This window comes from Arthrobacter sp. SlRoot2-15 (assembly GCF_059739345.1).
The window spans coordinates 1,467,579-1,488,835 of record NZ_AP046058.1; the positions used below are offsets into that span (position 1 = coordinate 1,467,579).

The following is a 21,257-nucleotide window of genomic DNA, read 5'->3' on the forward strand; positions in this document are numbered from 1 at the left end:
GTGCTGCGACAGTCAGGGCAGGCTGCCCTGACCGTCGTAGCACAACCGTGCCAGCTAGAATTGGAGCATGACCCCGGCGCCCCGGCCACCCCACCAGCCCTCAGTGGGCGCCTTCGGCTTGGCGCGCCGCGCACGCAGCGTCCTGCGCCGGGTCCCGGTCTGGGCCTGGCGGGCCCTGATGCATTCGCTGGGCCCCGGTGAACGCAAGCGTTTTAACGCCGAGCCGGTGACCGGCGTCAACTACCTCCACGACCTCGACTTTGTCGGGGACGGTATCCGGGCCCACCGCCTGGACGTGATCACCCCGGCCGGCGGCGGGGCGGAACGCAGCGGTCCGCTGCCGGTCTACGTCTATTTCCACGGCGGGGGCTGGACTTCGGGAGACAAGGCAGCGCTGACCAAGTACTGCGCGAGCCAGGCCGCGGGCGGGATGGTGGCGGTCAACGTGAACTACCGGCGGGCTCCGCGCTTCCACATGGCCCACGTCCTCCAGGACGCCAATGCGGCGCTGGCCTGGGTCCGCGAACACATTGCGGACTACGGCGGCGACCCGGCGCGAATTGTCCTTGGCGGAGATTCCGCCGGCGGCCAGATCGCTGCCCTCCTGACCGCGGCCAGTTTCCGCCCGGAATTGGCCGGCCACTACGCCCTGACGCCGGCGACCCCGGGCTCGAGCCTGCGGGGCCTGGTGCAGCACTGCAGCGTTGTGGACTTCTCCGTGTTCTTCGACAAGGGTTTCGTGCTCAGCCTGGACTTCGTCAGGATGCTGCTGCCCCGGGTTGCCGGCCGCCGCGGCCGCCGCCGCACGGCGGAACTGCGCGCCGCGGCGGGAGCCCTGTCCCCCATCGAATGGCTCGACGCCCGGTTTCCGCCGGTGTTCGTGACCACCTCGGAACGCGACTTCTTCTACACCGCCAACCTCAACTTCATCGAGCGCCTGAGGGCACAGGGGGTGCCCGTGGACACCCTGATTTACGGCTGGGACGCCGCCAATACCGAGCACACCTGGCAGCAGGACTCCCGCCACCCCGAGTCTCAGGAGGTGTACCGCCGCCTGCACGCCTTCGTGCGCCGGGTGGCGGGCGCCTGAGGACCGGCGCCGGAGCCGGGGTCTATGTTTAGTCCATGGCGTCAACAGGCCGCAATCTTCCGGGCGCACCGGAGCCGGACCCGGGGGCCTTCGGGTCCGGGCTCATCGACGAGGCTGCCCGGCTGGACGCCGCCCTGGCCGACGTCGACTGGTTCGACCCGCCGCCCGGCGCCGTCCGCGGCGAATTCCGGGCCCCGAGCGGCACGCTCGCGACCCTGTCGCTGGGCGATCCGGCCAATCCGCGGGTGCTGATGATCCCGGGGGCCACCGGGTCCAAGGAAGATTTCTCGCTGATGCTGCCCCGGCTCGCGGCCGCCGGCTACTTTGTGCTCAGCTGCGACATCGCCGGCCAGTACGAGTCGGCCGGCGCCGGGCCGGAACACCTCGAGCCGCCGCGGGAGCACTACGACTACCAGCTTTTCGCCGACGACCTGATCGCCCTGCTCCAGGCCGGCGACGGCGCCGCGCACGTCGTCGGCTACTCCTTCGCCGCGATCGTTGCCCAGGTCGCGTTCGCCCAGCGGCCCGAACTGTTCCGCAGCCTGACCCTGCTCAGTTGCCCGCCCGAACCCGGGAACAGCTTCCGCGGAGTCCAGCGGATCGGGCGGTTCAGCGGCTGGGCCAGCGGCCGGGTCGGCGCGGCCCTGATGATCTGGGGCATCCGCAGCAACGTGGTCAAGGTGGCGCCGAACCGGATGCGTTTTGTGCGCTACCGGTTCGGCTTCACCCGCCGGAAGTCCGTGAGCGACATCTTCGCACTGATGCAGCACGCCCCGGACCTCCGGCCGGTCCTGGCCGCGGCAACACTCCCGAAGCTGGTCGCCGTCGGCGAACACGACCTCTGGCCGCTGGCGCTGCACCGCCGCTTCGCGCAGGCGATCGGCGCGAAGATCGCCGTCTACCGGGGCGGCCACAGCCCCAGCGAGACCTCCCCGCACCAGATGAGCCGGGACCTGCTCGCGCTCTACGCCGACGCCGGCTGAGCACTTACCAGCGAAGCCGCGGCTACCGGGGGTGGCGGCGTTCCCACTGCCTCCGTCGCCGGCGCCGCCGCAGCGGCGGCTCGGAGCTGAACTCGACGCCGAACGTCGTCCACGCCATCGCCAGCCTGCGCCCGACGGCGTGCCAGCTCTCGAACGGCCGGGCCGAGACTCCCACCCGCAACGCCGGGTCGCAGATCACGGCCACCTCGGGCGGGATCCGGTAGGAGATGTCGAGGTCGTCGTGGACCGGCGGCAGGCCGCGGTGGACGGCGCCGCGGATCCGTTCCCACACCTCGGCCCGCAGGGCGAAGTTCGAGCCGAACAACGGCGGGTGCCCCAGCAGCAGCCCGACCGCCCAGAAATAGCCCGCGATATAGACGCTGCGGCCCACCCAGCGCGCAAAGCGGCTCCCGCCGTAGAAATCTCCGGGGCCGGTCACGGCGGACAGCGGCCCGGCGCGCTCAAGGATGGCCGCCACGCGTTCCAGCCAGTCCACCGGCGGGACTGAATCCGTGTCCAGCCTGGCGATCACGGCGCAACGGGCCTCGTCGAAACCGAGGGCCGTGGCCGCCGCGATTCCGGGCACCTCAACGGCGATCCGCCGCACCCCGGCGGCCGCGCAGACTTCGGCCGTGGCGTCCGTGCTGCCGTTGTCCACCACGATGACCTCGTCGGCGCGGCGGCTCTGCCGGGCGAGCGCCTCGAGGCAGACCGCCAGGGGCCGGGCGTCGTTCCGGGTGGGAATGACCACCGAGATTGTTGACATGGTGAGCCGACTATAGCCGCCGCCCGGGATTAACTCCCGTAGTCAGACTCTTGCACCGGGGCGCCGCGCCCCGTACGTTGGGGACAGCGGACGAATGTCTCCGCAGCCGTTGGCCTTGCGTGGCCCCCGGAGATCAGCAGCGTTTCAGAAGGATAAAGGCATGGCTACAGGCACAGTTAAATGGTTCAACGCCGAAAAGGGTTTTGGCTTCATTGCCCCGGATGACGGGTCGGCCGACGTTTTCGCCCACTACTCGGCAATCGCGTCCAGCGGCTACCGCTCGCTGGACGAGAACCAGAAGGTCGAGTTCGACGTCACCCAGGGCCCGAAGGGCCCGCAGGCTGAGAACATCCGCCCGCTCTAAGCTTTCAGGAAGGCCCGGCCTGCCGGAACACTTCTCCTAGAAGACCACTCAGCCCCTCCGGAGTTACTCTCCGGAGGGGCTGTTGTGTTTCCGGGCCGCGCCGGTCCGGCAGCCGCGGCTACACTGTGATGGCGGCGGGCGAAAGCCGGCCCGTACCGTGATCCACTCCTTCCGGAAGCAGCCCTGATGGTCGAACAAGTCCTGGCCTTTACGCTGACCTGCGTTGTGGTGGTGGTGGTCCCCGGCCCCGATTTTGCCCTCGTGCTGAAGAACGCGCACCGGGCCCCCGGATCCGCCGCGGCGACTGCCGGCGGGATCATGGTCGGCAACACGGTCCTGGCCCTTCTTGCCGTGCTCGGTGTGACGGCGCTCCTCGCGGCATCGGAAATCCTGGGCACCGCCGTCCGGATCGCCGGTGCCGCGTACCTGCTTTTCCTGGGGATCAGCGCCCTGCGGGAGGCCTTCGGGCCGCGCCGAAGCCAGCCGAAGGCGGCGGAACCCCGGCCGCGGTTCGGCGGCGGCTCGCCCTTCCTGCAGGGAGTGGTGAGCAATCTGCTCAACCCCAAGGTCGCCGTGTTCTACCTGTCCCTCTTCCCCCAGTTCGATCTGGGCCCGCTGCCGCCCCTGGCGCAGCACGCATTGATGGCCTGCATCTTCCTGCTCACCGCGCTGGTGTGGTACCTCGTGCTGGTGCAGGCGATCCGGCGGGTTTCCGCGGTACTGGCCCGTCCCCGCGTGCACCGGGCGGTCACGGCAGGATCGGGTGCCGTCCTGGCCGGCGTCGGCGGGACTATCCTGGCGAAGTCCGCGGTGACCGGTTAGCGGCGATTACCGGCCGGGCCGCTAGCCGACGTGGACCCAGGGCCGCCGGGTGACGTCGGGTTCGGCTTCGCGCAGCACCTCGCGGGTGACCGGCGCGATTTCCCCCTCACCGAAGGCCAGGAACCGCAGCAGGTTAGTCACCGGGTTACCCTCGGTCCAGCGGAAGTAAATGTGCGGCATCAGCCCGGTCACGTCGCGGATGTGCAGCAGCACGGAGGCAATCGTGTTGGGGACCACGGGGCCGTGTACCTCCAGGATCCGGTAGCCGTGCCGGGTGATGCCGCGGACCTCCAGTTCGGTTTCGAAATCCGAAGAATCGTCGACGACGACTTCCAGGAACACGGCCCGGTAGTCCAGTGGCAGGTGGCTGACCTCGACGGCGGACTCGAGTTTCTGCCGGTACGCCTCCGCGCTCATCCGAAGCGGCTCGTGCGCGATGATCTGCAGCGGCCCTTCCAGCTCGTCGGACATGAATTCAAGGGCCTGCCGGTCCAGATGGACGTGGGTGGCATGCAGTTCGAAGGAGCGGCCGGCACGCGAGAGCAGGGAAATGACGATGATGCCCAGAATAAAGACCGATGCGATCCGGATACCCTCGGGGCGTTCGACGACGTTCGCCACGGTGGTGTACACGAAGACGACGGCGATCACGCCGAAGCCGACGGTGCGTTTGCGCTGCCGCTTCCGGCGGGCCGAAAGGGTCACCGCGATGGCCGCGGACGTCATCAGAACCAAGACGCCGGTCGCGTAGGCACCGCCCTGGGCGTCGACGTCGGCGTCGAAAATCCACGTGATCAGGAACCCGATCAGGGTGAAGACCAGTACCAGCGGCCGGACCGCACGTGCCCAGCCCGGGGCCATTCCATAGCGCGGCAGGTAGCGCGGGACGAGGTTCAGCAGCCCGGCCATGGCGGACGCTCCGGCGAACCAGAGGATGGCGATGGTGGAAACGTCGTAAACGGTGCCGAAGCCAACGCCGAGCTGTTCGTGGGCCAGGAACGCCAAGGCGCGGCCGTTGGCCTGACCGCCCGGCTGGAACTCGTTCTCCGGGATCAGCACCACGGTGGTGAAGCTGCTGATGATGAGGAATGTGCTCATGATCAGCGCGGCCGTCGTCAGCAGCTTGCGGGCGCCGTTGATCCTGCCCTCCGGATTCTCCTCGGTGTCCTCCGGGTGGCCCTTGATCTGCGGCATCACGGCGACGCCGGTCTCGAACCCGGACAGGCCCAGGGCCAGTTTGGGGAAGACCAGCAGCGCGAACCCAACGGCCAGCAACGGATTCCCGTGGGATGAGGAGATCGCTTCCCACCAGTTGCCGACCGCCCGCGGATGGGTCAGTACCTCCCATAGCGACACCGCAACCACCACGACATTCAGCGCCAGGTACACGCCCACAATCCCGACCGCGACGCCGATCGCCTCCTTGAAGCCGCGAAGGAACACGGCGGCGAGCAGGGCCAGCAGGACCAGCGTGATGGCCACGTTTTGGCCGTGCAGCCAGTCCGGGCTGATCGGGTTCTCGACCAAGTGGGCTGTCGCGTCAGCGGCGGAGAGCGTCATGGTGATCATGAAGTCCGTAGCGGCGAAGCCCAACAGCACCAGCACGAAGAGCTTCCCGCCCCAGCGCGGCATCAGCCGCTCCAGCATGGCGATGGAGCCTTCTCCGCGGTGGCTCTCGCCGGCGACCCTCCGGTAGACCGGCAGCGCGCCCAGCAAGGTGATGGCCACCAGGACCAGCGTGGCCAGCGGCGAGATCACGCCGGCGGCAAGCGCGGCGATGGCGGGCTGGTATCCCAGGGTGGAGAAGTAGTCGACGCCGGTCAGGCACATCACCTGCCACCAGGAGTGCTTCTTTTCGTCCTCGGTGCGAACCCCGTGCGGACCTTGGTGCGCGCCCTTGCTGTCCTGCAGCCCCACCAGCAGCCAGTTCCGCAGCGCAGTCCTGCGGCCGGGCCTCGGCGCCGACGGGTCGGCCGGCGGCCTGCTCAGGGTGGTCATGGTGTGCCTTCCTTCCGGCGCCTCTCTGACGGGCGGGCGCCGCGTTCTGCCCCTCAATTGCGAAGCTAGCAGCGGCCCGGGGGCAGGACCCCACCCGGGCGCCGATCTTGATGAATCCTTGACGCCGCGCTCCCCCGCCGGGCCCGGGCCGGAATGGAAGAATGGCTGCATGGCACGTGGAACGCTGCGCATTTTCCTGGGGGCCGCTCCGGGGGTTGGAAAGACCTACGCCATGCTCCGGGAAGGGCACCGGCTCCGGGGCGCCGGCGAGGACGTGGTGGTCGCCTTTGCCCGCGACCGCGGCCGGAAGGACACGCGGGAACTGCTGGCCGGGCTCGAATCGATCAAGCCCAGGCGGGTGCCCCTCGGGCAGGTCGACGTCGACGAACTGGACCTGGACGCGGCCCTGCGCCGGGCACCTTCCACCGCAATCGTGGACGAGTACGCCCACGCCAACGCCCCCGGCAGCCGGAACCGGCACCGCTGGCAGGACATCGACGAGCTGCTGGCCGCCGGGATCAACGTGCTGTCCACCCTGGACATCCAGCAGCTGGCCTCTCTCGCCGACGTCGTAAGCGCCATCACGCACATACGCCCTGCGGAGACCGTCGCCGACGGGATCGTCCGGCGGGCCGACGAACTGCAGCTGGTGGATCTTTCCCCCGAGCTGCTCCGGCAGCGCCTCGCGGCCGGGAAGATCGTGCCGGCTGACCGTGTGGACGCGGCGCTGTCGAACTATTTCCGCCCCGGCAACCTCGCGGCCCTGCGCGAGCTCGCGCTGTTGTGGCTGGCCGACAGGGTCGATGAGTCGCTGGCCGGCTACCGGGAGGGGAGCCGGATCGACGCCGGCTGGCCGGCCCGCGAGCGCGTTGTGGTGGCGCTGGCCGGCGGGGCCGAGGGCGAAGCCCTGATCCGCCGCGGCGCCCGCTTGCTCAACCGGGTCAGCGGCAGCGATTTGCTGGCCGTCCATGTCCGGGCCGCGGACGGGGCGGTCGCCGAGTCCCCGCAGGCGCTCGAAACGCAACGTCAGCTGGTCCAGAGCCTCGGCGGCAGCTACCACGTGGTCACCGGCGAGGAGCCGGCCGAGGCCCTCCAGGACTTCGCCCGCAGCGTCAACGCCTCCCAGCTGGTGCTCGGCGTCTCCCGCCGGGGCGCAGCGGCACGGCTGAGGACCGGGCTGCGCGGCGGAGGCACCGCCGCCCGGGTGCTCCGCGGCTCGTCGGGCGTCGATGTCCACCTGGTGCCGCTGCAGAGCGCGCCGAGCGGGATGAGCCGGCACCGCCAGCAGGACCTGGGCCGGCTGCGGGTCACGGTCGGCTTTGGCTTGGCCGTGGTTGTCCCCGCGCTGCTCCAGCTGCTGCTGGAACTGAATCCGGACAAGAACCTGGCCACGTCCATGCTGGTCCAGCTCACGGGTTCCGTCGCCGTGGCCCTGGTGGGCGGGCTTTGGCCGGCGGTCCTCGCCGCCCTGTGGAGCAGCCTGCTGGTGAACTACTTCTCCACGCCGCCGGTGGGCAACCTGGCGATCAGCGACGCCCAGAATGTCCTGGCCCTGCTGGTGTTTGTCGGGGTGTCCGCCGCGGTCGCCGCCGTCGTCGACCGCTCCGCCCGGCGCTCCAAGGAGGCTGCCCGGGCCCGGGCCGAGGCGACCACCTTGGCCGAGCTCTCCCGCGGCGCCGCCGGCTCCGAGGACACCGTGACGGGCCTGCTGGAGCAGGCGCTGGACGTCTTCCAGGTCCGCGGCGCGGCGCTGTTCGGCCTCGCCGGCGGTGACGCCGACGCCGGTCCCGCCCCCGCACCGCCCGGCGGCACGGCGCAGCCTGAAGGAGCCACGCAGTGGCGGCTGCTGGCCGGCGTCGGCGATTTCAGCACTGCGGCAGCGACTGAGGGCCGGGACGCCGCGGACGCCGGCCCCACCGGGGACAACGTCGAGCAGATCAACGCCGGCACCCGGCTGGTCCTGTCCGGCCGGGTGCTGCCGGCCAGCGACCGGCGCCTGCTCGGCGCCTTCGGCGTGCACCTGCTGGCCCAGCTGGAGAACCAGCAGCTACTGGCGAGCCGGAGCCAGCTCCGGCGCCTGGCCGAGAGCAACACCATGCGCACCTCCCTGCTGCGCGCCGTCTCCCATGACCTCCGCACCCCGCTGGCCGGCATCAAGCTCGCGGTCGGCGGGCTGCGCCAAAACGGCGTCCGCTACACCCGGGAAGAGGAACAGGAGCTGCTGGAGACCATCGAGGAGTGCTCGGACCGGCTGGAGGCCCTGGTGGGGAACCTGCTGGACATGTCCCGGATCACCTCGGAATCCGTCCATCCGCTCCTGCGGCCGGTGCGCTGGTACGAGGTGGTCAGCGGCTCCCTGCACGGAGTTCCGGGGGACCGGGTCCGGGTGGAGCTGCCGGCGAACATGCCGGAGGTCGACGCCGATCCCGGCATGCTGGAGCGCGTGATCGCGAACATCGTCGAAAATGCGGTCAAATACGCCCCGGATTCGGACATTGTGCTGACCGGCACCGCCGGCGGCCTCGGCGCGGCAACCGTGGGCGGACGCCCCGCCGGGGAACTGCGCATCATCGACCACGGCGCCGGCGTCCCGGCGGAGGACGTGGTGGAGATGTTCCGGCCCTTCCAACGCCTGGACGACGCCAGCCGCGCCGGCGGCGTCGGCCTCGGGCTGGCGGTGGCCAGGGGGTTCACTGAGGCGATGGGTGGCCGGCTGAGCGCGGAAGCCACCCCGGGCGGCGGACTGACCATGGTGGTCAGCCTGCCGTTGTCCGAGGGGACGCCGCTGCCGGCGCCGTCGGACCAGGCGCCGTTGGAGCCCCAGTCGGCCATGGTCGGCCGGCACCACGCACCGCCGATCCTTTCATCCCCGACGGATCTGCCATGACCGCGGTGCTGGTGGTCGACGACGACCCCTACCTGCTGCGCGCCCTGCGCATCACGCTGCGGGCCCACGGCTACGCGGTCACCGTGGCGGAGGACGGGCAGTCCGCCCTGCTCGCGGCGGCCCGCACGCCTCCGGCGCTGGTCATCCTGGACCTGGGCCTGCCGGACATGGACGGCACCGCGGTCCTGGCAAAACTCCGCGGCTGGAGCCAGGTTCCGGTGCTGGTGCTCTCGGCCCGCCACGGCTCCGAGGACAAGGTCCAGGCGCTCGACGCCGGCGCGGACGACTACATCACGAAGCCGTTCGGGCTGGACGAGCTCCTGGCGCGGCTGCGGGCGCTGCTGCGCCGCAGCTCCGACGGCGCCGAGCCGCCGGTGGTCGCCACCGATGCCTTCACCGTGGACCTCGGCAAGCGCCGGGTCACCCGCGACGGCGAGGACGTCCGGCTCACCCCGACTGAGTGGAAAATGCTCGAGGTGCTGGTGCGGAACCCCGAGAAGCTCATCACGCAGCAGCAGCTGCTCTCCGAGGTCTGGGGCCCGGCCTACGCCAAGGAAACCAACTACCTCCGCGTGTACATGGCCCAGCTGCGCCGCAAGCTGGAACCAGATGCCGCCACGCCGCGGCACCTGCTCACCGAGGCCGGGATCGGCTACCGGTTCCTGCCCTAGTTAGGTCCGGTCGTCAGCAGGCGTCCGCCTCGGCGTTCAGGTCCCTACCCCGGGTTTCGGGGGCGAAGAAACCGGAGACCCAGCCGATGGCTGCGTAGCTCATCAGGATCCCTGCCACCGGGAGCCAACCCGGCCCGGTTGCGGCGACCACCGCGGCGGCCAGGATGGGGCCCAGCCCGCCGGAGAGGACGGCGCCGACCTCCTTGACCGTGGTCATGAAGGAGAACCGGCGCTTGGAACCGAACATTTCCACCAGCCACGTGGATTCCACTCCGTACATGTTGGGGATCGGGCCGCCAATGTAGATGACGAACACCAGAGCCACCAGGACCGGGTTCCGGGTTTCGATCAGCAACATCGCGGGAATGGTGAAGGCGAACTGGAAGGCCGAGAGCCACAGCCACACGATTCTGCGGCCGTACTTATCGGTGAGCTTGCCGGTCAGCAGGACGGTGAGTATCCCCAGGATGGAGCCCAGCGTCACGCCGGTGGTGACAAGGTTGGCGTCCATCTTCACGACGGACACGGTCCACCCGATGAGGAAGCCTTTGACCAGGTAGACCGAGCCGTTCTCGCCCAGCTTGATGCCCAAGGACACCAGGAACGGCTTCCGGGCATCCGCAGCGTCGCGCCACACACTTTGCTGCTTCGCTCCGGCGCGGGCCGCCTCCCGCCGCTGCTTGACGACCTCGAAGACAGGCGATTCGTGGACGGTGCGCCGCAGGTACAACGCTACGAGCGTGGTGGCGACGCTGAGCAGGAACGGGATACGCCAGCCCCAGCTCAGGAACTGCTCTTTCGGCAGTTGCGACATCAGCAGCCACAGGGCGCTGGCCAGCAACACCCCGGTTGCAGTCCCCAGGGCCACCACTGCGCCGTAGAAGCCGCGGCGGGCGCTGGGCGCCGACTCCACGAGCAGGAGCGAGGCGCCTGAAAGTTCGGCACCGGCGCCGAAACCCTGGATGAGGCGAAGCAGGACCAGCAGGACCGGGGCGGCGACCCCGATTTGGGCATACGTGGGCAGCAGACCCATCCCGAGGGTGGCGAGCCCCATCATTCCCACCGTGATGACCAGGACGGATTTGCGGCCGTACTTGTCTCCCAGGTATCCGAAGTAGATGCCTCCGAGGGGCCTGACGAGGAACCCGGAACCGTAGGCGGCGAAGCTGGCCAGCAGGGCCATCGCCGGGTCGGTGTTCGGGAAGAACAGCGGCCCGAATACCAAGGCGGCTGCCAGCGTGTAGAGCGTGAAGTCCATGTATTCCAGCGCCGAGCCGAGCCAGGAGGAGATCGAGGTCCGGCGCAGCTCGGCCGGCGACACCTCCGGGTCGGCAGCAAAACGCGCTGCCTCTGGCTCTGCGTATTTCACGTTCATGTTTTCAGTAACCACGGATTATCTTTCTAGTGAGGAGCCGGCAGGCCGGCTCAGCCGCAACTTCATTGTTCGGATGGTGTTGGTGCAGTTTCGTGCAGTGGTGCAGGACGGACCCTGCAGTCGCCTCAAATCCTGAGGAGGGACACAGTCTCGGCGATGCAGGCCGGCTTTTCGGAGCCTTCCAGCTCGATCCGGTGCAGGACCTTCAGCTGCCGGCCGTTAGCCGTCCCGGTCACGGAGGTCAGCGTCAGCCGGTCCCGGATCCGGGAACCGGCCCTGGCCGGGGCCGGGAACCTGACCTTGTCCAGGCCGTAATTGATGACCGATTCCGCGCCGTGGACCCGGTAGACCTGTCCGGCCAGGTACGGCAGCATCGAGAGGCTCAGGTAGCCGTGGGCCACGGTCGCGCCAAAGGGACCGTGGGCGGCCCGCTCCGGGTCGGTGTGGATCCACTGCTGGTCGAGGGTGGCGTCGGCGAAGGCCTGGATCTGCGACTGCTCCAGCCTGTGCCAGCCGCTCACGCCGAGCTCCTGTCCTGTGACGCCCTCCAGCTCGGCGATATTTTCAAACAGCCTCATCATCAGACCCTCTCCAGTAGCATCGCGACGCCTTGGCCCAGGCCTACGCACATCGTGGCCAGGCCGCGGGCGGCGTTTTCGCGTTCCATCCGGCCCAGCAACGTCACGACGATCCGTGAACCGGAGGATCCCAGCGGATGCCCCAGGGCGATCGCACCGCCGTCGTTGTTGACGGTGCCCGGATCAAGCCCCAGCAGGCGCATGCAAGCGAGCGATTGTGCGGCGAAAGCTTCGTTGAGTTCGACGGCGCCCACGCCGTCCAGGCCCCAGCCGGCCTTCGCCAAAGCCTTGCGCGTTGCCGGCACCGGGCCAATGCCCATGACCTCCGGGGAAACCCCGGCCGCTTGGCTGGTGACGATCCGGGCCCGCGGCGTAAGCCCGTAGCGGGCAACGGCCTCGCCGCTGGCCACTACCACGGCGGAGGCGCCGTCATTGAGGGAACTGGAATTGCCGGCGGTGACGGTGCCGTCCTGCCGTACGATCGGCCGCAGGGCCGCGAGCGCCTCCGGGGTGGAGCCGCGGCGCGGTCCCTCGTCGGCGTCGACCCACGAAATTTCGCCACGGCGGCCGGCCACGGGAACGGGAACGATCTCATCCCGGAACCGGCCGGCGTCGATCGCCGCCAGCGCCCGCTCATGTGAGCGCAACGCGAAGCTGTCCGCGTCGGCCCGGGAGATGCCCTCGCGCCCGGCCACTTCCTCAGCCGTCGCCGGCATCGAGAACCGGGCGCCGGCCTGCATCCGCGGGTTAACGAACCGTGCGCCGATCGAGGTGTCCGCCAGTTCCCCCGGCTTCGCAAACGGCTGTTCCGGCTTCGCCATCACCCAGGGTGCGCGGGTCATGGACTCGACGCCGCCGGCCACCACAACGTCGGCGTCCCCGTTGCGGACGGACTGCGCCGCCATGCTGATGGCAGTCAGGCCGGAGGCACAGAGCCGGTTGACCGTGACCGCGGGGACGGCACCGGGCAATCCGGCCAACAGCACCGCCATCCGTGCAACATTGCGGTTGTCCTCCCCCGCCTGGTTCACGCAGCCGAGGATGACCTCGTCGATCCCGTCGGGATCGACGCCCGCCCGGTCCACTGCGGCCCGCAGTACGAGGGCGGCCAGGTCGTCGGGTCGGACGGTGGCGAGAGCGCCGCCGTAGCGGCCCACGGGAGTGCGGACCCCGCCAACAAGGAACGCCTCCGGCATTAGCGCGCCCCGCCGTTGATGTAGAGCGTCTGGCCCGAGATGTAGGAGGCGTCATCGCTGGCGAAGAACACCACGGCGGCGGCCACTTCTTCCGGCTGGCCAACCCGGCCCAGCGGTGTCCGGGCGGCGACCGCCGCCTGGTGCTCGGCCGGGCTGCTGCCGACCCGCTCGGCTGTCGCCGCCGTCATGGAGGTGGCGATGTAACCGGGTGCCACCGCGTTGACGGTGACGTTGAACGGGCCGAGCTCGATGGCGAGGGTGGCCGTCAGGCCCTGGATGCCGGCTTTCGCAGCGGCGTAGTTCGCCTGGCCGCGGTTGCCGAGGGCGCTCCGGCTGCTGAGCGAGACGATTCGTCCGGACCGTGCCGGGACCATGTACCGCTGCGCGGCTCGGGAACAGAGGTAGGCGCTGGTCAAATTGGTGGTGAGAACCGAGTCCCAGTCCGGGCGCTCCATTTTGAAGAAGAGGTTGTCCCGGGTAATTCCGGCGTTGTTGACGAGGATGTCGAGCCTGCCAAACTCCCGGTGGAGGTCAGCGAAGACGCGGTCCACGGTGGCTTCGTCCGTGACGTCGCAAGCGGCCGCGACGGCCCGGCCGCCGGAAGCGAGCACCTGCGGATCGGCGGAGATCTGTTGCGCTGTGTCCTTGGCACCGGCTTCGTTGAGGTCCAGGACGACGACGGTGGCGCCGCCGGCCGCCAGCTTCAGTGCCGTGGCGGCACCGATTCCTTGCGCCGCGCCGGTCACGACGGCGACTTTGTCGATGAAGTTGGTCATATTGTTTCCTTTGGTCGTTTTGGGAGCCGGATCTAGCTGAAGGCTGAGATGCCGGTGATCTCCCGGCCGATGAGCAGGGACTGGATGGAGTCGGTGCCCTCGTAGGTGGACACCACTTCCATGTCCGTCATGTGCCTGGCCACGTGGTTCTGTAGCAGGACGCCGTTGCCGCCGAGCATGTCCCGGGCTTCGGAGCAGATCCAGCGGGCCTTCTGCGCCGTGTGCATCTTGGCCAGCGAAGCCATGGGTCCGCTCATACGCCCGTCTTCGGCCAGGACTGCGAGCCGGAAGCAGATCAGCTGCATGGCCGTAAGCTCGGCGAGCATGTTGGCAAGTTTGTTCTGCACCAGCTGGAAGCTGCCGATCGCTTTGCCGAACTGCTGCCGGGTCTTCGCGTAGTCCACTGCCGCCTCGTACGCGGCCATCGCATGGCCCAGGGATTCCCAGGAAGCACCGCTGCGCGTGGCGGTCAGGACGCGGGTGACGTCCTTAAAGGACTGGCAGCCGGTGAGCCGGTTGTCCGCCGGCACGCGGAGATTGTTTAGGGTGATGTCCGGCTGAAGGATCGCGCGCTTGCCGATTTTTCCGGTGATGACCTCGGTGTGATAGCCGGCCGGATAGTCGCCGTCCGCGCTGCGTTCCATGACAAAGGCTTTGACCTTGCCGTCTTCCTCGTCGCGGGCGAGAATGATGACGACGTCGGCCATGCTGGCGTTGCCGATCCACCGTTTCCGGCCATTGAGGATGTAGCTGTCGCCCTCCCGCCGGGCACTGGTCTCCAGCGCCACCGAGTCGGAGCCGTGGTCCGGCTCCGTCAGGGCGAAGGCGCCGATCTTCTCCAAGGTCGCCATCGACGGGAGCCAGCGTTCCTTTTGCTCATCGCTGCCCAGCATGTTGATAGTGCCCATGGCAAGGCCGGACTGGACGCCGAGGAAGGTGTTGACCGAGCCGTCGCCGCGGGAGACCTCGGCCGCGACGATCCCGGCAGCCAGCCGGCTCAACCCAGGGCAGCCATACCCCTTAATGGTGGACCCCACGATGCCGAGGGCTGCGAGCTTGGGAATGAGTTCAAACGGGAACTCCGCCCGCTCCCAATAACCGTTGATGACCGGCAGCAGGTCTTTGTCGACGAAATTTCGGACCTTGAGCCGCAGGGCGCGGTCCTCGGCGGTGAGGAAATCGTCCATCAGGTAGAAGTCGGTGCCGTTTTCGGCGGGTTCGGTGGTCATGGCGTCAACTCCAGGAGGTGGGATGGGAAATCTGCGGGCCGGGCGCTTCGGTGCGGCAAGGGCTGGGCTGGAACTCGGCGAGCCAGCGCCGCTCCGCCGCTGCCAAAGGCCTCGCCGCGCCGGTCTCCGGCGAGACAGAAACCAGGACGGTCCGGCCGTGGACGGCGACTTCGCCGCTTTGGGTGGCTGTGCATTCGAGGGTGTAGGAGCTGGTGCCGATCCTGCTGACCGTCAATTCAACCGTTAGCTCCTGGCCGTGGATCACGGGGCGGCGGTAGTTCAGCTCGAGGGCCGCCACCACAGTCGGCGCCGCGGTGGCAGTCCGGGTTCCCGGCGTCGTCGCACGCCACCGGATCCGGGCCTCCTCGAGCAGCGTCACGACGGCGGCGTGATTCACGTGGCCGTTGAGGTCCTGGTCCGACCAGCGCGGGGAGATCCGTGCCCGGTACGGTTCAGGCATGGGCCAGGGTTTTCTGCTGGAGCAGCCAGTCGCGGACCAGCTTGGAGCTTTCGTTGAGCTCCGGCGGCGCGAGCGGGTAGTCGACGGGGGTGCGCGAGTACTCCACGGGGTGCCGGACCGTGGGGATCCTCCGCGTCCCGGTGCCGGCCAGGACCACCGGCTGCAGGCCCAGGCGTTCGGCGAACTCGACTCCGCCGCGCACGTCTTGGATGGGAGCGCACGGCAGGCCGGCGCCGGAGAGTTGCGCGAACCACTGCGCGGCGGACTGCGTTGCCAATACGGTGTGAAGGATCTCCCGGAGTTCATCCCGGTGCGCATTGCGCTGCAGGGTGGTGGCGAACTTCGGGTCCGCGGCGACGTCGGGGATGGCCAGGGCGGCGCAGAGCCGGACAAACTGGGCATCGTTGCCTGTCGCGACGATGATCATGCCGTCCCCGGTCTGCATTGGCGCGTAGGGGTACATGCTGGGATGTTCGTTGCCCATCCGGGTCGGCACCACACCGCCGGTCACGTAGGCCGCGGACTGGTTGACCATGCCGGACAAAGCCGAGGTCAGCAGGTTCAGCTCCACCAGCTGGCCCTCGCCGGTCAGGTCCTTGTGGTGCAAGGCCCCCAGAATGCCGATGGCCGCGTGCAGGCCGGTGATGACGTCAAACAGGGCGATGCCGGCCCGGTACGGCTGCGTATCCTGGTCTCCGGTCAGGCTCATCATCCCGGAAGCGGCCTGCACAAGCAGGTCATACCCCGGGATGTGCGCGCCGGGGCCGGTGCCGAACCCGGTGATGGAGGCGTAGACGATGTCCGGCTTCAGCTCAGCGGCGGCGGTGTAGTCCAGCCCCAGGCGTTCCATGTTGCCCGGCTTGAAATTTTCGATCATGACGTCCGCAGAACGGATCAGCGAACGCGCCACCTCCAGATCCTCCGGGTCCTTCAGATCCAGGGCGATCGAGTGCTTGTTCCGGTTCACCGCGAGGAAGAATGTGGCCTCGCCGTCGCGGACCGGCGGCATGTAGCTGCGGGTGTCGTCCCCCTCGGGCCCCTCAACCTTGATCACCGTGGCCCCCATATCGGCCAGCAGCATGGTGGCATAGGGGCCGGCAAGTACCCGGCTGAAATCTGCGATCACGACGCCGGCCAGCGGACCCGAGCCTGGGCGGCCGAGCGGTCCGGGGGCCGGGCTGGCGGCATCCGGGATCGGGCCGCGGCCCGCTCCCGCGGCCGATTCAGCGTTCGGTTGATTCATGTGGTTCCTCCGATATGTGGTCTGCATCACCTACCTTGGCAAGCCGATTGATCCGCGTCCAATACGCATTTGTGCCGAATTGATACCCCAGGCTCATCACTGCCGGCGCCGGTTTGTTCGGTATCTTGGGCAGATGAACAACGACGTTTATCTGGACCGGGTCTGAATCGGGATGGAAATTCAACAGATCCGGGCTTTCCTCGCGGTCGCCGATGAGTTGCATTTCGGCCGGGCGGCAGAAAAGCTCCACATGGCGCAGCCGCCACTGAGCCGGGCCATCCAACGCCTGGAGCACGAGCTCAAGGCGCCGCTCTTTGTCCGAAATACCCGGTCGGTCAGGCTGACCGCCGAGGGCGAGGCACTGCTGGCCCCGGCGCGCGACATCCTGGCGGCCTGCCGCCGATCGGCCCTCGCGGTGGCCTCCGTCGGCAAGGGCGAGACCGGAAGGGTGCGGGTGGCTTTCGCCGGGGTCTCGTCCCACGTTATGGTCGGAAAGCTCGCCAAACGGGTAAGGGAAACCCACCCGGGGATCGAGTTCCAGCTGTCCAGTTCGAACTTTGCTCTGCCAGCCATGGACCGGGTCATGAGGGGCGCCATGGAAGTTGGCCTGGGCCGGTGGAATTTTATTCCGGAGGCCTTGGAATCCCGGACTGTCGCGAATGAGCGGCTCGTGGTGGCGCTGCACGAGGGCCATCGCCTGAGCCGGCGGACGTCACTACTGATGGCCGACCTCGCCGGCGAGCCTTTTGTTACCCTCCCCGAGCATCCCGGCGCCATCCTGCATGACTATCTTCGCCGGCTGTCCAACAGTGCCGGCTATGCCCCGGACATCGTGCAGGCGGCTCCCGATTCCCAGACTCTGATGGCACTGGTTGCCGCAGACATAGGGGTCGCGTTGACGGTGTCGTCGGTGCCGGAGAACTTCAGCCACCCGGGAGTAGTTTTCCTGCCGCTGGATGATCCGGCCGACGTTATCCAGCTGCGCCTGGTTTGGCGCAAGGACAATATGAGCCCTGCGCTCCGCCAGGTCTTGCAGCTCTCCGAATCCGTCCTCCCGTCGCCGGGCCCGCCAGCGGATTGATGCGCCGCGGGTATCAGCGCGGGCACCATTCGGTATTGGAACCGTCGCAATCCGGCTGGCACAGTGGTCAGTACCTGCCGGCCACTGCCGGAATCAATGGAGATTTCCGCCACCTACTTGCCTGGAGTTAAACCCGTGACCATAGCCGAAGCCACCCTCGTGAACGACGACGTCCTCAACCTGGACAGCTTGCTGACGCCGGAGGAACTTGAACTGCGCGCCAGGGTCCGCGCCTTCGTGACGGAGCGCATCCGGCCCAACATCAGCGCCTGGTATGAGCAGGCGCATTTCCCGCTGGAGCTGGTGGCCGAACTGGGCGAGCTCGGTGTGCTCGGGATGCACCTGGAGGGCTACGGCTGCCCCGGCCGCAGCGCCGTCGAATACGGTCTCGCCGCCATGGAACTGGAAGCCGGCGACTCCGGGCTCCGGACCTTCGTCAGCGTTCAGGGATCCCTGGCCATGAGCGCCATTCACAAGTGGGGGTCCGAGGAGCAGAAAAACGAGCACCTCCCGGCCATGGCACGGGGCGAAAAGATCGGCTGCTTCGGACTGACCGAACCCACCGCCGGCTCCGACCCGTCCAGCATGGCGACTTTCGCGGAGCCCGACGGCAACGGCGGCTGGATCATTAACGGCGCCAAGCGTTGGATCGGACTGGCTTCCGTGGCCCACATTGCGGTTATCTGGGCCAACACCAGCCAAGGTATCCGCGGGTTCATCGTGCCGACAGAGACTCCCGGTTTCACCGCGACGCCGATTGGGTCCAAGCTGTCCATGCGGGCCTCGATCCAGTGCGACATCGCCCTTCACGATGTCCGGCTTCCCGGCACTGCGTTGCTCCCCGGCGCGCAGGGGCTCCGCGGCCCGTTCTCCTGCCTCAACGAGGCCCGCTACGGGATCATCTGGGGCGCCATGGGCGCCGCCCGGGACTCCTATGAGGCCGCCCTCGCGTACTCCAAAGAGCGACTACAGTTCGGCAAACCGCTGGCCGGCTACCAGCTCACCCAGGAGAAACTGGTCAACATGCTGCTGGAGATCCAAAAGGGCACGCTCCTGGCACTGCACACCGGACGCCTGAAAGACGCGGGGACGCTGGAGCCCGTCCAGATCTCCGTCGGCAAGCTGAACAACGTCCGCGAAGCCATCGCCATCTGCCGGGAAGCCCGCACCATCCTTGGCGGCAACGGCATCACCTTGGACTACTCGCCGCTGCGTCACGCCAACAACCTCGAATCTGTGCGGACTTATGAGGGCACAGACGAGGTCCATACCCTCATCCTGGGCCAGCGCATCACGGGCACGTCCGCGTTCCGATAGGAGGCCCGCACCGCCGGCGCCGACCGGCGGCGCGGTAGGATTCCGGGCATGGACGAGAAGGAAATCCTGCACCGCTACCTGCGCCTGCGCCGCACCGAACTGCTGGCCAAGCTGGACGGGCTGGGTGACTACGACGTCCGCCGGCCGCTGACGCCCACCGGAACCAACCTGCTGGGCCTGGTCAAACACGTGGCCAGCGTCGAGATCGGCTACTTCGGCGAAGTCTTCGGCCGGCCCCACGGCCTGCCGCTGCCCTGGCTGGACGACGGCGCCGAACCGGACGCCGACCTGTGGGTCACCCCGGACGAGACCCGGGACCAGATTGTGCAACTGCACCACGCGGCCGCCGCCCACAGCGATGCCACCATCGACGCCCTGCCCCTGGACGCCGCGGGCCAGGTTCCGTGGTGGCCGGAGGAGCGCCGGGACGTCACCCTGCAGCAGATCCTCGTCCACATGTGCGTGGAAACGGCGCAGCACCTGGGCCATGCCGACATCCTGCGCGAACTCCTCGACGGGACGGCCGGGAAGGGCCCCGGGGACCCCAACCTGACGCCGCGCAGCGCCGGGGACTGGGCCGCGCACCGGGCCCGCATCGAAGCGGCGGCACGGGCGGCGGGCCCGGTTTCCTCCCGGACGCCGGAGCCATAGATACTGGGGCAATGAATATTCACAGCGCTCTCGCCCAGGAGAACGCACAACGGCCGCCGCTGCCGGAAGTTCCGGCCCAGATGCGGGCCGTGCTCAACGGCATCCCGGCGATGGTGGCCTACTGGGACTCCGGGTTGCGCAACCGGCTGGCCAACGACGCCTACCTCCAGTGGTTCGGCGTCACCTCCGAGGAACTGCACGGGATGCACATCCGGGACCTGCTCAGCGACGCCGTGCTGGACGCCAACCAGTCCTACATCGCCAAAGTGCTCGACGGCGAGCCGCAGTTCTTCAAGCGGACGCTCACGGACGCCGCCGGGGCGACGCGTTTCGCCGAGGTCTCGTACATGCCGGACCTGCGCGAGGGCGGGGTTTCCGGGTTCTTCGTTATGGTCACGGACATCACCGGGCGCGTGCTCGCCGAACGCCGCCAGCAGCGCGACACCGACCGCTACCGGGCCCTGGCGCGCAGCGTCCCCGGCGTCTTTGTGCTGCTCTTCGATTCGGACCTGCGCTACCTGATCGCGGAAGGCCAGGAGCTGGAGTCCTTCGGCTACCGGTCCGCCGAACTGGAAGGCAAGAGCATCCACGAGGTGCTCGACGGCACCCTGGCCAACGAGCTGGAGCCCCGCTACCGCGCCGCCCTGGCCGGCCGGGAGGTCTCCTGGCGCCGGCGAATCGGGCACCGGACCTACCGGCTGAAGGCCGGGCCCGTCTACTCCGACGACGACGCGACCGCGGGCATGGTGGTGGCCGTGGATGTCACCGACCGCCTCCAGCAGGAACAGACGTGGGCCGCGCTGCATGAGATCGCCACCGCCGTCGCCCGCAACGCCGCTCCGGCTGACATTTCGGAGCGCGTGGCATTCATCCTGCGGGACCTCTTCAACGTCGATTCGGCCGCCGTCGTCCGCTTCACCGGCGCCTTGTCAGCGGAAATCGAGGCGATGGCGCCGGCGCTGCCGGCCACCCTGAGCCGCAGGCACGTTTTCTCGCTTACGGACACCTCGGCCACCGTCCGCGTCGCAGCCACCGGCAAGCCCGCCCTCGTGGTCTACGGCCCGGAGGGCGGACCCGCTGCCGAGCAGATGCGGGCCGGCGGCTTCCAGTCTGCCGCGGGCGCCCCCATCCGGGTCCACGGCAGCCTGTGGGGCGTGGTGAGCCTGACCTCGAAGTCCAGTACCGGGGTCACCGAGGCGATGCTGGACCGTCTGGCCCAATTCGCCGAACTGGTGGAGATCGCCATCGGCAACGCCGAGGCACGCACCAGCCTGGAACTGCAGGCCACCACCGACCAGCTCAGCGGGCTGCCCAACCGGCGCGCGCTGGAGCAGCATCTCGCCCACGAGATTGAGCTGGCGGCATCGCGCGGCACCAGCCTCAGCGCCGTCGTCCTGGACATCGACCACTTCAAGAAGGTCAATGACACCTTCGGCCACCTGATGGGCGACGAGGTGCTGGCGGACGTCGCGGCCCGGCTCCGCGGCGTCGCCCGCCAGGACGAAATCGTGGCCCGCTTCGGCGGGGAGGAATTTGTCTGGCTGTTGCCCGGAACGGACGGCGCGGAGGCGCTGCTGGCGGCGGAACGGGCCCGGGCGGCCATCGAGGCGGAGCCGTTCGGCGAGGTCGGCCCGATCACGGTCTCGGCCGGGGTCTGCGAACTGCGCGACGCCGGCAGCCACAGCCTGCTGGCGTGCGCGGACCGGGCGCTTTACGCGGCCAAGCACGCCGGACGGAACCGCAGCGAGCGCTACGGCGCAGCCGGCTGAC

Annotated in this window: 20 protein-coding genes; 10 read left to right on the forward strand and 10 right to left on the reverse strand. The window is 68.8% G+C overall.

What is annotated here, in order from left to right; all coding sequences use genetic code 11:
- Window positions 1-67 precede the first annotated feature (67 nt).
- Window positions 68-1,090, forward strand: a complete 1,023-nt coding sequence (locus tag AC6I9V_RS06635) for an alpha/beta hydrolase (RefSeq protein ID WP_497898786.1) — start codon at window positions 68-70, stop codon at window positions 1,088-1,090.
- A gap of 35 nt (window positions 1,091-1,125) precedes the next feature.
- Window positions 1,126-2,073 (forward strand): alpha/beta fold hydrolase, encoded by a 948-nt coding sequence (locus tag AC6I9V_RS06640; RefSeq protein ID WP_497898787.1) that lies wholly within the window; start codon window positions 1,126-1,128, stop codon window positions 2,071-2,073.
- A 22-nt stretch (window positions 2,074-2,095) separates the two neighbouring features.
- Here the strand turns inward: AC6I9V_RS06640 and AC6I9V_RS06645 are convergent, their stop codons facing one another.
- Complete coding sequence (locus tag AC6I9V_RS06645) at window positions 2,096-2,839, reverse strand: glycosyltransferase family 2 protein (protein WP_497898788.1); 744 nt, start codon at window positions 2,837-2,839, stop codon at window positions 2,096-2,098.
- A 160-nt stretch (window positions 2,840-2,999) separates the two neighbouring features.
- Between AC6I9V_RS06645 and AC6I9V_RS06650 the strand changes: the two genes are divergently transcribed.
- The gene (locus AC6I9V_RS06650) at window positions 3,000-3,203 is read left to right on the forward strand and encodes a cold-shock protein (RefSeq protein WP_013599688.1); all 204 of its coding nucleotides are present in this window, start codon (window positions 3,000-3,002) and stop codon (window positions 3,201-3,203) included.
- Between the two features lie 186 nt (window positions 3,204-3,389).
- Window positions 3,390-4,025, forward strand: coding sequence for a LysE family translocator (locus AC6I9V_RS06655; RefSeq protein WP_497898789.1), 636 nt, complete (start codon window positions 3,390-3,392; stop codon window positions 4,023-4,025).
- A gap of 21 nt (window positions 4,026-4,046) precedes the next feature.
- On the opposite strand, the gene AC6I9V_RS06660 is transcribed toward AC6I9V_RS06655, so the two are convergent.
- Entirely contained in the window at window positions 4,047-6,023 is a 1,977-nt protein-coding gene (locus AC6I9V_RS06660) for an APC family permease (RefSeq protein WP_497898790.1), read from the reverse strand.
- Between the two features lie 169 nt (window positions 6,024-6,192).
- Here AC6I9V_RS06660 and AC6I9V_RS06665 point away from each other — a divergent pair, with 169 nt between their 5' ends.
- Together AC6I9V_RS06665 and AC6I9V_RS06670 are read left to right on the forward strand one after the other, a co-directional pair.
- Window positions 6,193-8,910, forward strand: coding sequence for a DUF4118 domain-containing protein (locus AC6I9V_RS06665; protein ID WP_497898791.1), 2,718 nt, complete (start codon window positions 6,193-6,195; stop codon window positions 8,908-8,910).
- The gene (locus tag AC6I9V_RS06670) at window positions 8,907-9,581 is read left to right on the forward strand and encodes a response regulator (RefSeq protein ID WP_497898792.1); all 675 of its coding nucleotides are present in this window, start codon (window positions 8,907-8,909) and stop codon (window positions 9,579-9,581) included. Before AC6I9V_RS06665 ends, AC6I9V_RS06670 begins: the two co-directional genes overlap by 4 nt.
- Before the next feature lie 13 nt (window positions 9,582-9,594).
- Here the strand turns inward: AC6I9V_RS06670 and AC6I9V_RS06675 are convergent, their stop codons facing one another.
- The 8 genes from AC6I9V_RS06675 to AC6I9V_RS06710 all read right to left on the reverse strand — a co-directional run bounded on the left by AC6I9V_RS06675 (window position 9,595) and on the right by AC6I9V_RS06710 (window position 16,688).
- Window positions 9,595-10,971, reverse strand: coding sequence for an MFS transporter (locus AC6I9V_RS06675; RefSeq protein ID WP_497898793.1), 1,377 nt, complete (start codon window positions 10,969-10,971; stop codon window positions 9,595-9,597).
- 110 nt (window positions 10,972-11,081) lie between these two features.
- A complete protein-coding gene (locus AC6I9V_RS06680; RefSeq protein WP_497898794.1) occupies window positions 11,082-11,534 on the reverse strand; it encodes a MaoC family dehydratase in 453 nt (150 codons plus the stop codon).
- Between the two features lie 2 nt (window positions 11,535-11,536).
- Window positions 11,537-12,730: a thiolase family protein gene (locus tag AC6I9V_RS06685; protein WP_497898795.1), complete on the reverse strand. Its 1,194-nt coding sequence runs from the start codon at window positions 12,728-12,730 to the stop codon at window positions 11,537-11,539.
- Entirely contained in the window at window positions 12,730-13,506 is a 777-nt protein-coding gene (gene fabG / locus AC6I9V_RS06690; RefSeq protein WP_349413269.1) for a 3-oxoacyl-ACP reductase FabG, read from the reverse strand. The genes AC6I9V_RS06685 and fabG overlap by 1 nt, the downstream gene beginning before the upstream one ends.
- 32 nt (window positions 13,507-13,538) lie before the next feature.
- Window positions 13,539-14,735: an acyl-CoA dehydrogenase family protein gene (locus AC6I9V_RS06695; RefSeq protein WP_497898796.1), complete on the reverse strand. Its 1,197-nt coding sequence runs from the start codon at window positions 14,733-14,735 to the stop codon at window positions 13,539-13,541.
- A gap of 4 nt (window positions 14,736-14,739) precedes the next feature.
- Window positions 14,740-15,195: an acyl-CoA thioesterase gene (locus tag AC6I9V_RS06700; RefSeq protein WP_497898797.1), complete on the reverse strand. Its 456-nt coding sequence runs from the start codon at window positions 15,193-15,195 to the stop codon at window positions 14,740-14,742.
- Window positions 15,188-16,438 (reverse strand): CaiB/BaiF CoA transferase family protein, encoded by a 1,251-nt coding sequence (locus AC6I9V_RS06705; RefSeq protein WP_497898798.1) that lies wholly within the window; start codon window positions 16,436-16,438, stop codon window positions 15,188-15,190. The genes AC6I9V_RS06700 and AC6I9V_RS06705 overlap by 8 nt, the downstream gene beginning before the upstream one ends.
- A complete protein-coding gene (locus tag AC6I9V_RS06710) occupies window positions 16,419-16,688 on the reverse strand; it encodes a hypothetical protein (RefSeq protein ID WP_497900339.1) in 270 nt (89 codons plus the stop codon). Before AC6I9V_RS06710 ends, AC6I9V_RS06705 begins: the two co-directional genes overlap by 20 nt.
- Here AC6I9V_RS06710 and AC6I9V_RS06715 point away from each other — a divergent pair.
- From AC6I9V_RS06715 to AC6I9V_RS06730, 4 genes are all read left to right on the forward strand, one after another.
- Complete coding sequence (locus AC6I9V_RS06715; RefSeq protein ID WP_497898799.1) at window positions 16,611-17,519, forward strand: LysR substrate-binding domain-containing protein; 909 nt, start codon at window positions 16,611-16,613, stop codon at window positions 17,517-17,519. The genes AC6I9V_RS06710 and AC6I9V_RS06715 overlap by 78 nt on opposite strands.
- 135 nt (window positions 17,520-17,654) lie before the next feature.
- Complete coding sequence (locus AC6I9V_RS06720; protein ID WP_497898800.1) at window positions 17,655-18,836, forward strand: acyl-CoA dehydrogenase family protein; 1,182 nt, start codon at window positions 17,655-17,657, stop codon at window positions 18,834-18,836.
- Window positions 18,837-18,884: 48 nt separating this feature from the next.
- The gene (locus tag AC6I9V_RS06725) at window positions 18,885-19,487 is read left to right on the forward strand and encodes a DinB family protein (RefSeq protein ID WP_497898801.1); all 603 of its coding nucleotides are present in this window, start codon (window positions 18,885-18,887) and stop codon (window positions 19,485-19,487) included.
- A gap of 11 nt (window positions 19,488-19,498) precedes the next feature.
- Window positions 19,499-21,256, forward strand: a complete 1,758-nt coding sequence (locus AC6I9V_RS06730; RefSeq protein WP_497898802.1) for a sensor domain-containing diguanylate cyclase — start codon at window positions 19,499-19,501, stop codon at window positions 21,254-21,256.
- Window position 21,257: the final 1 nt, after the last annotated feature.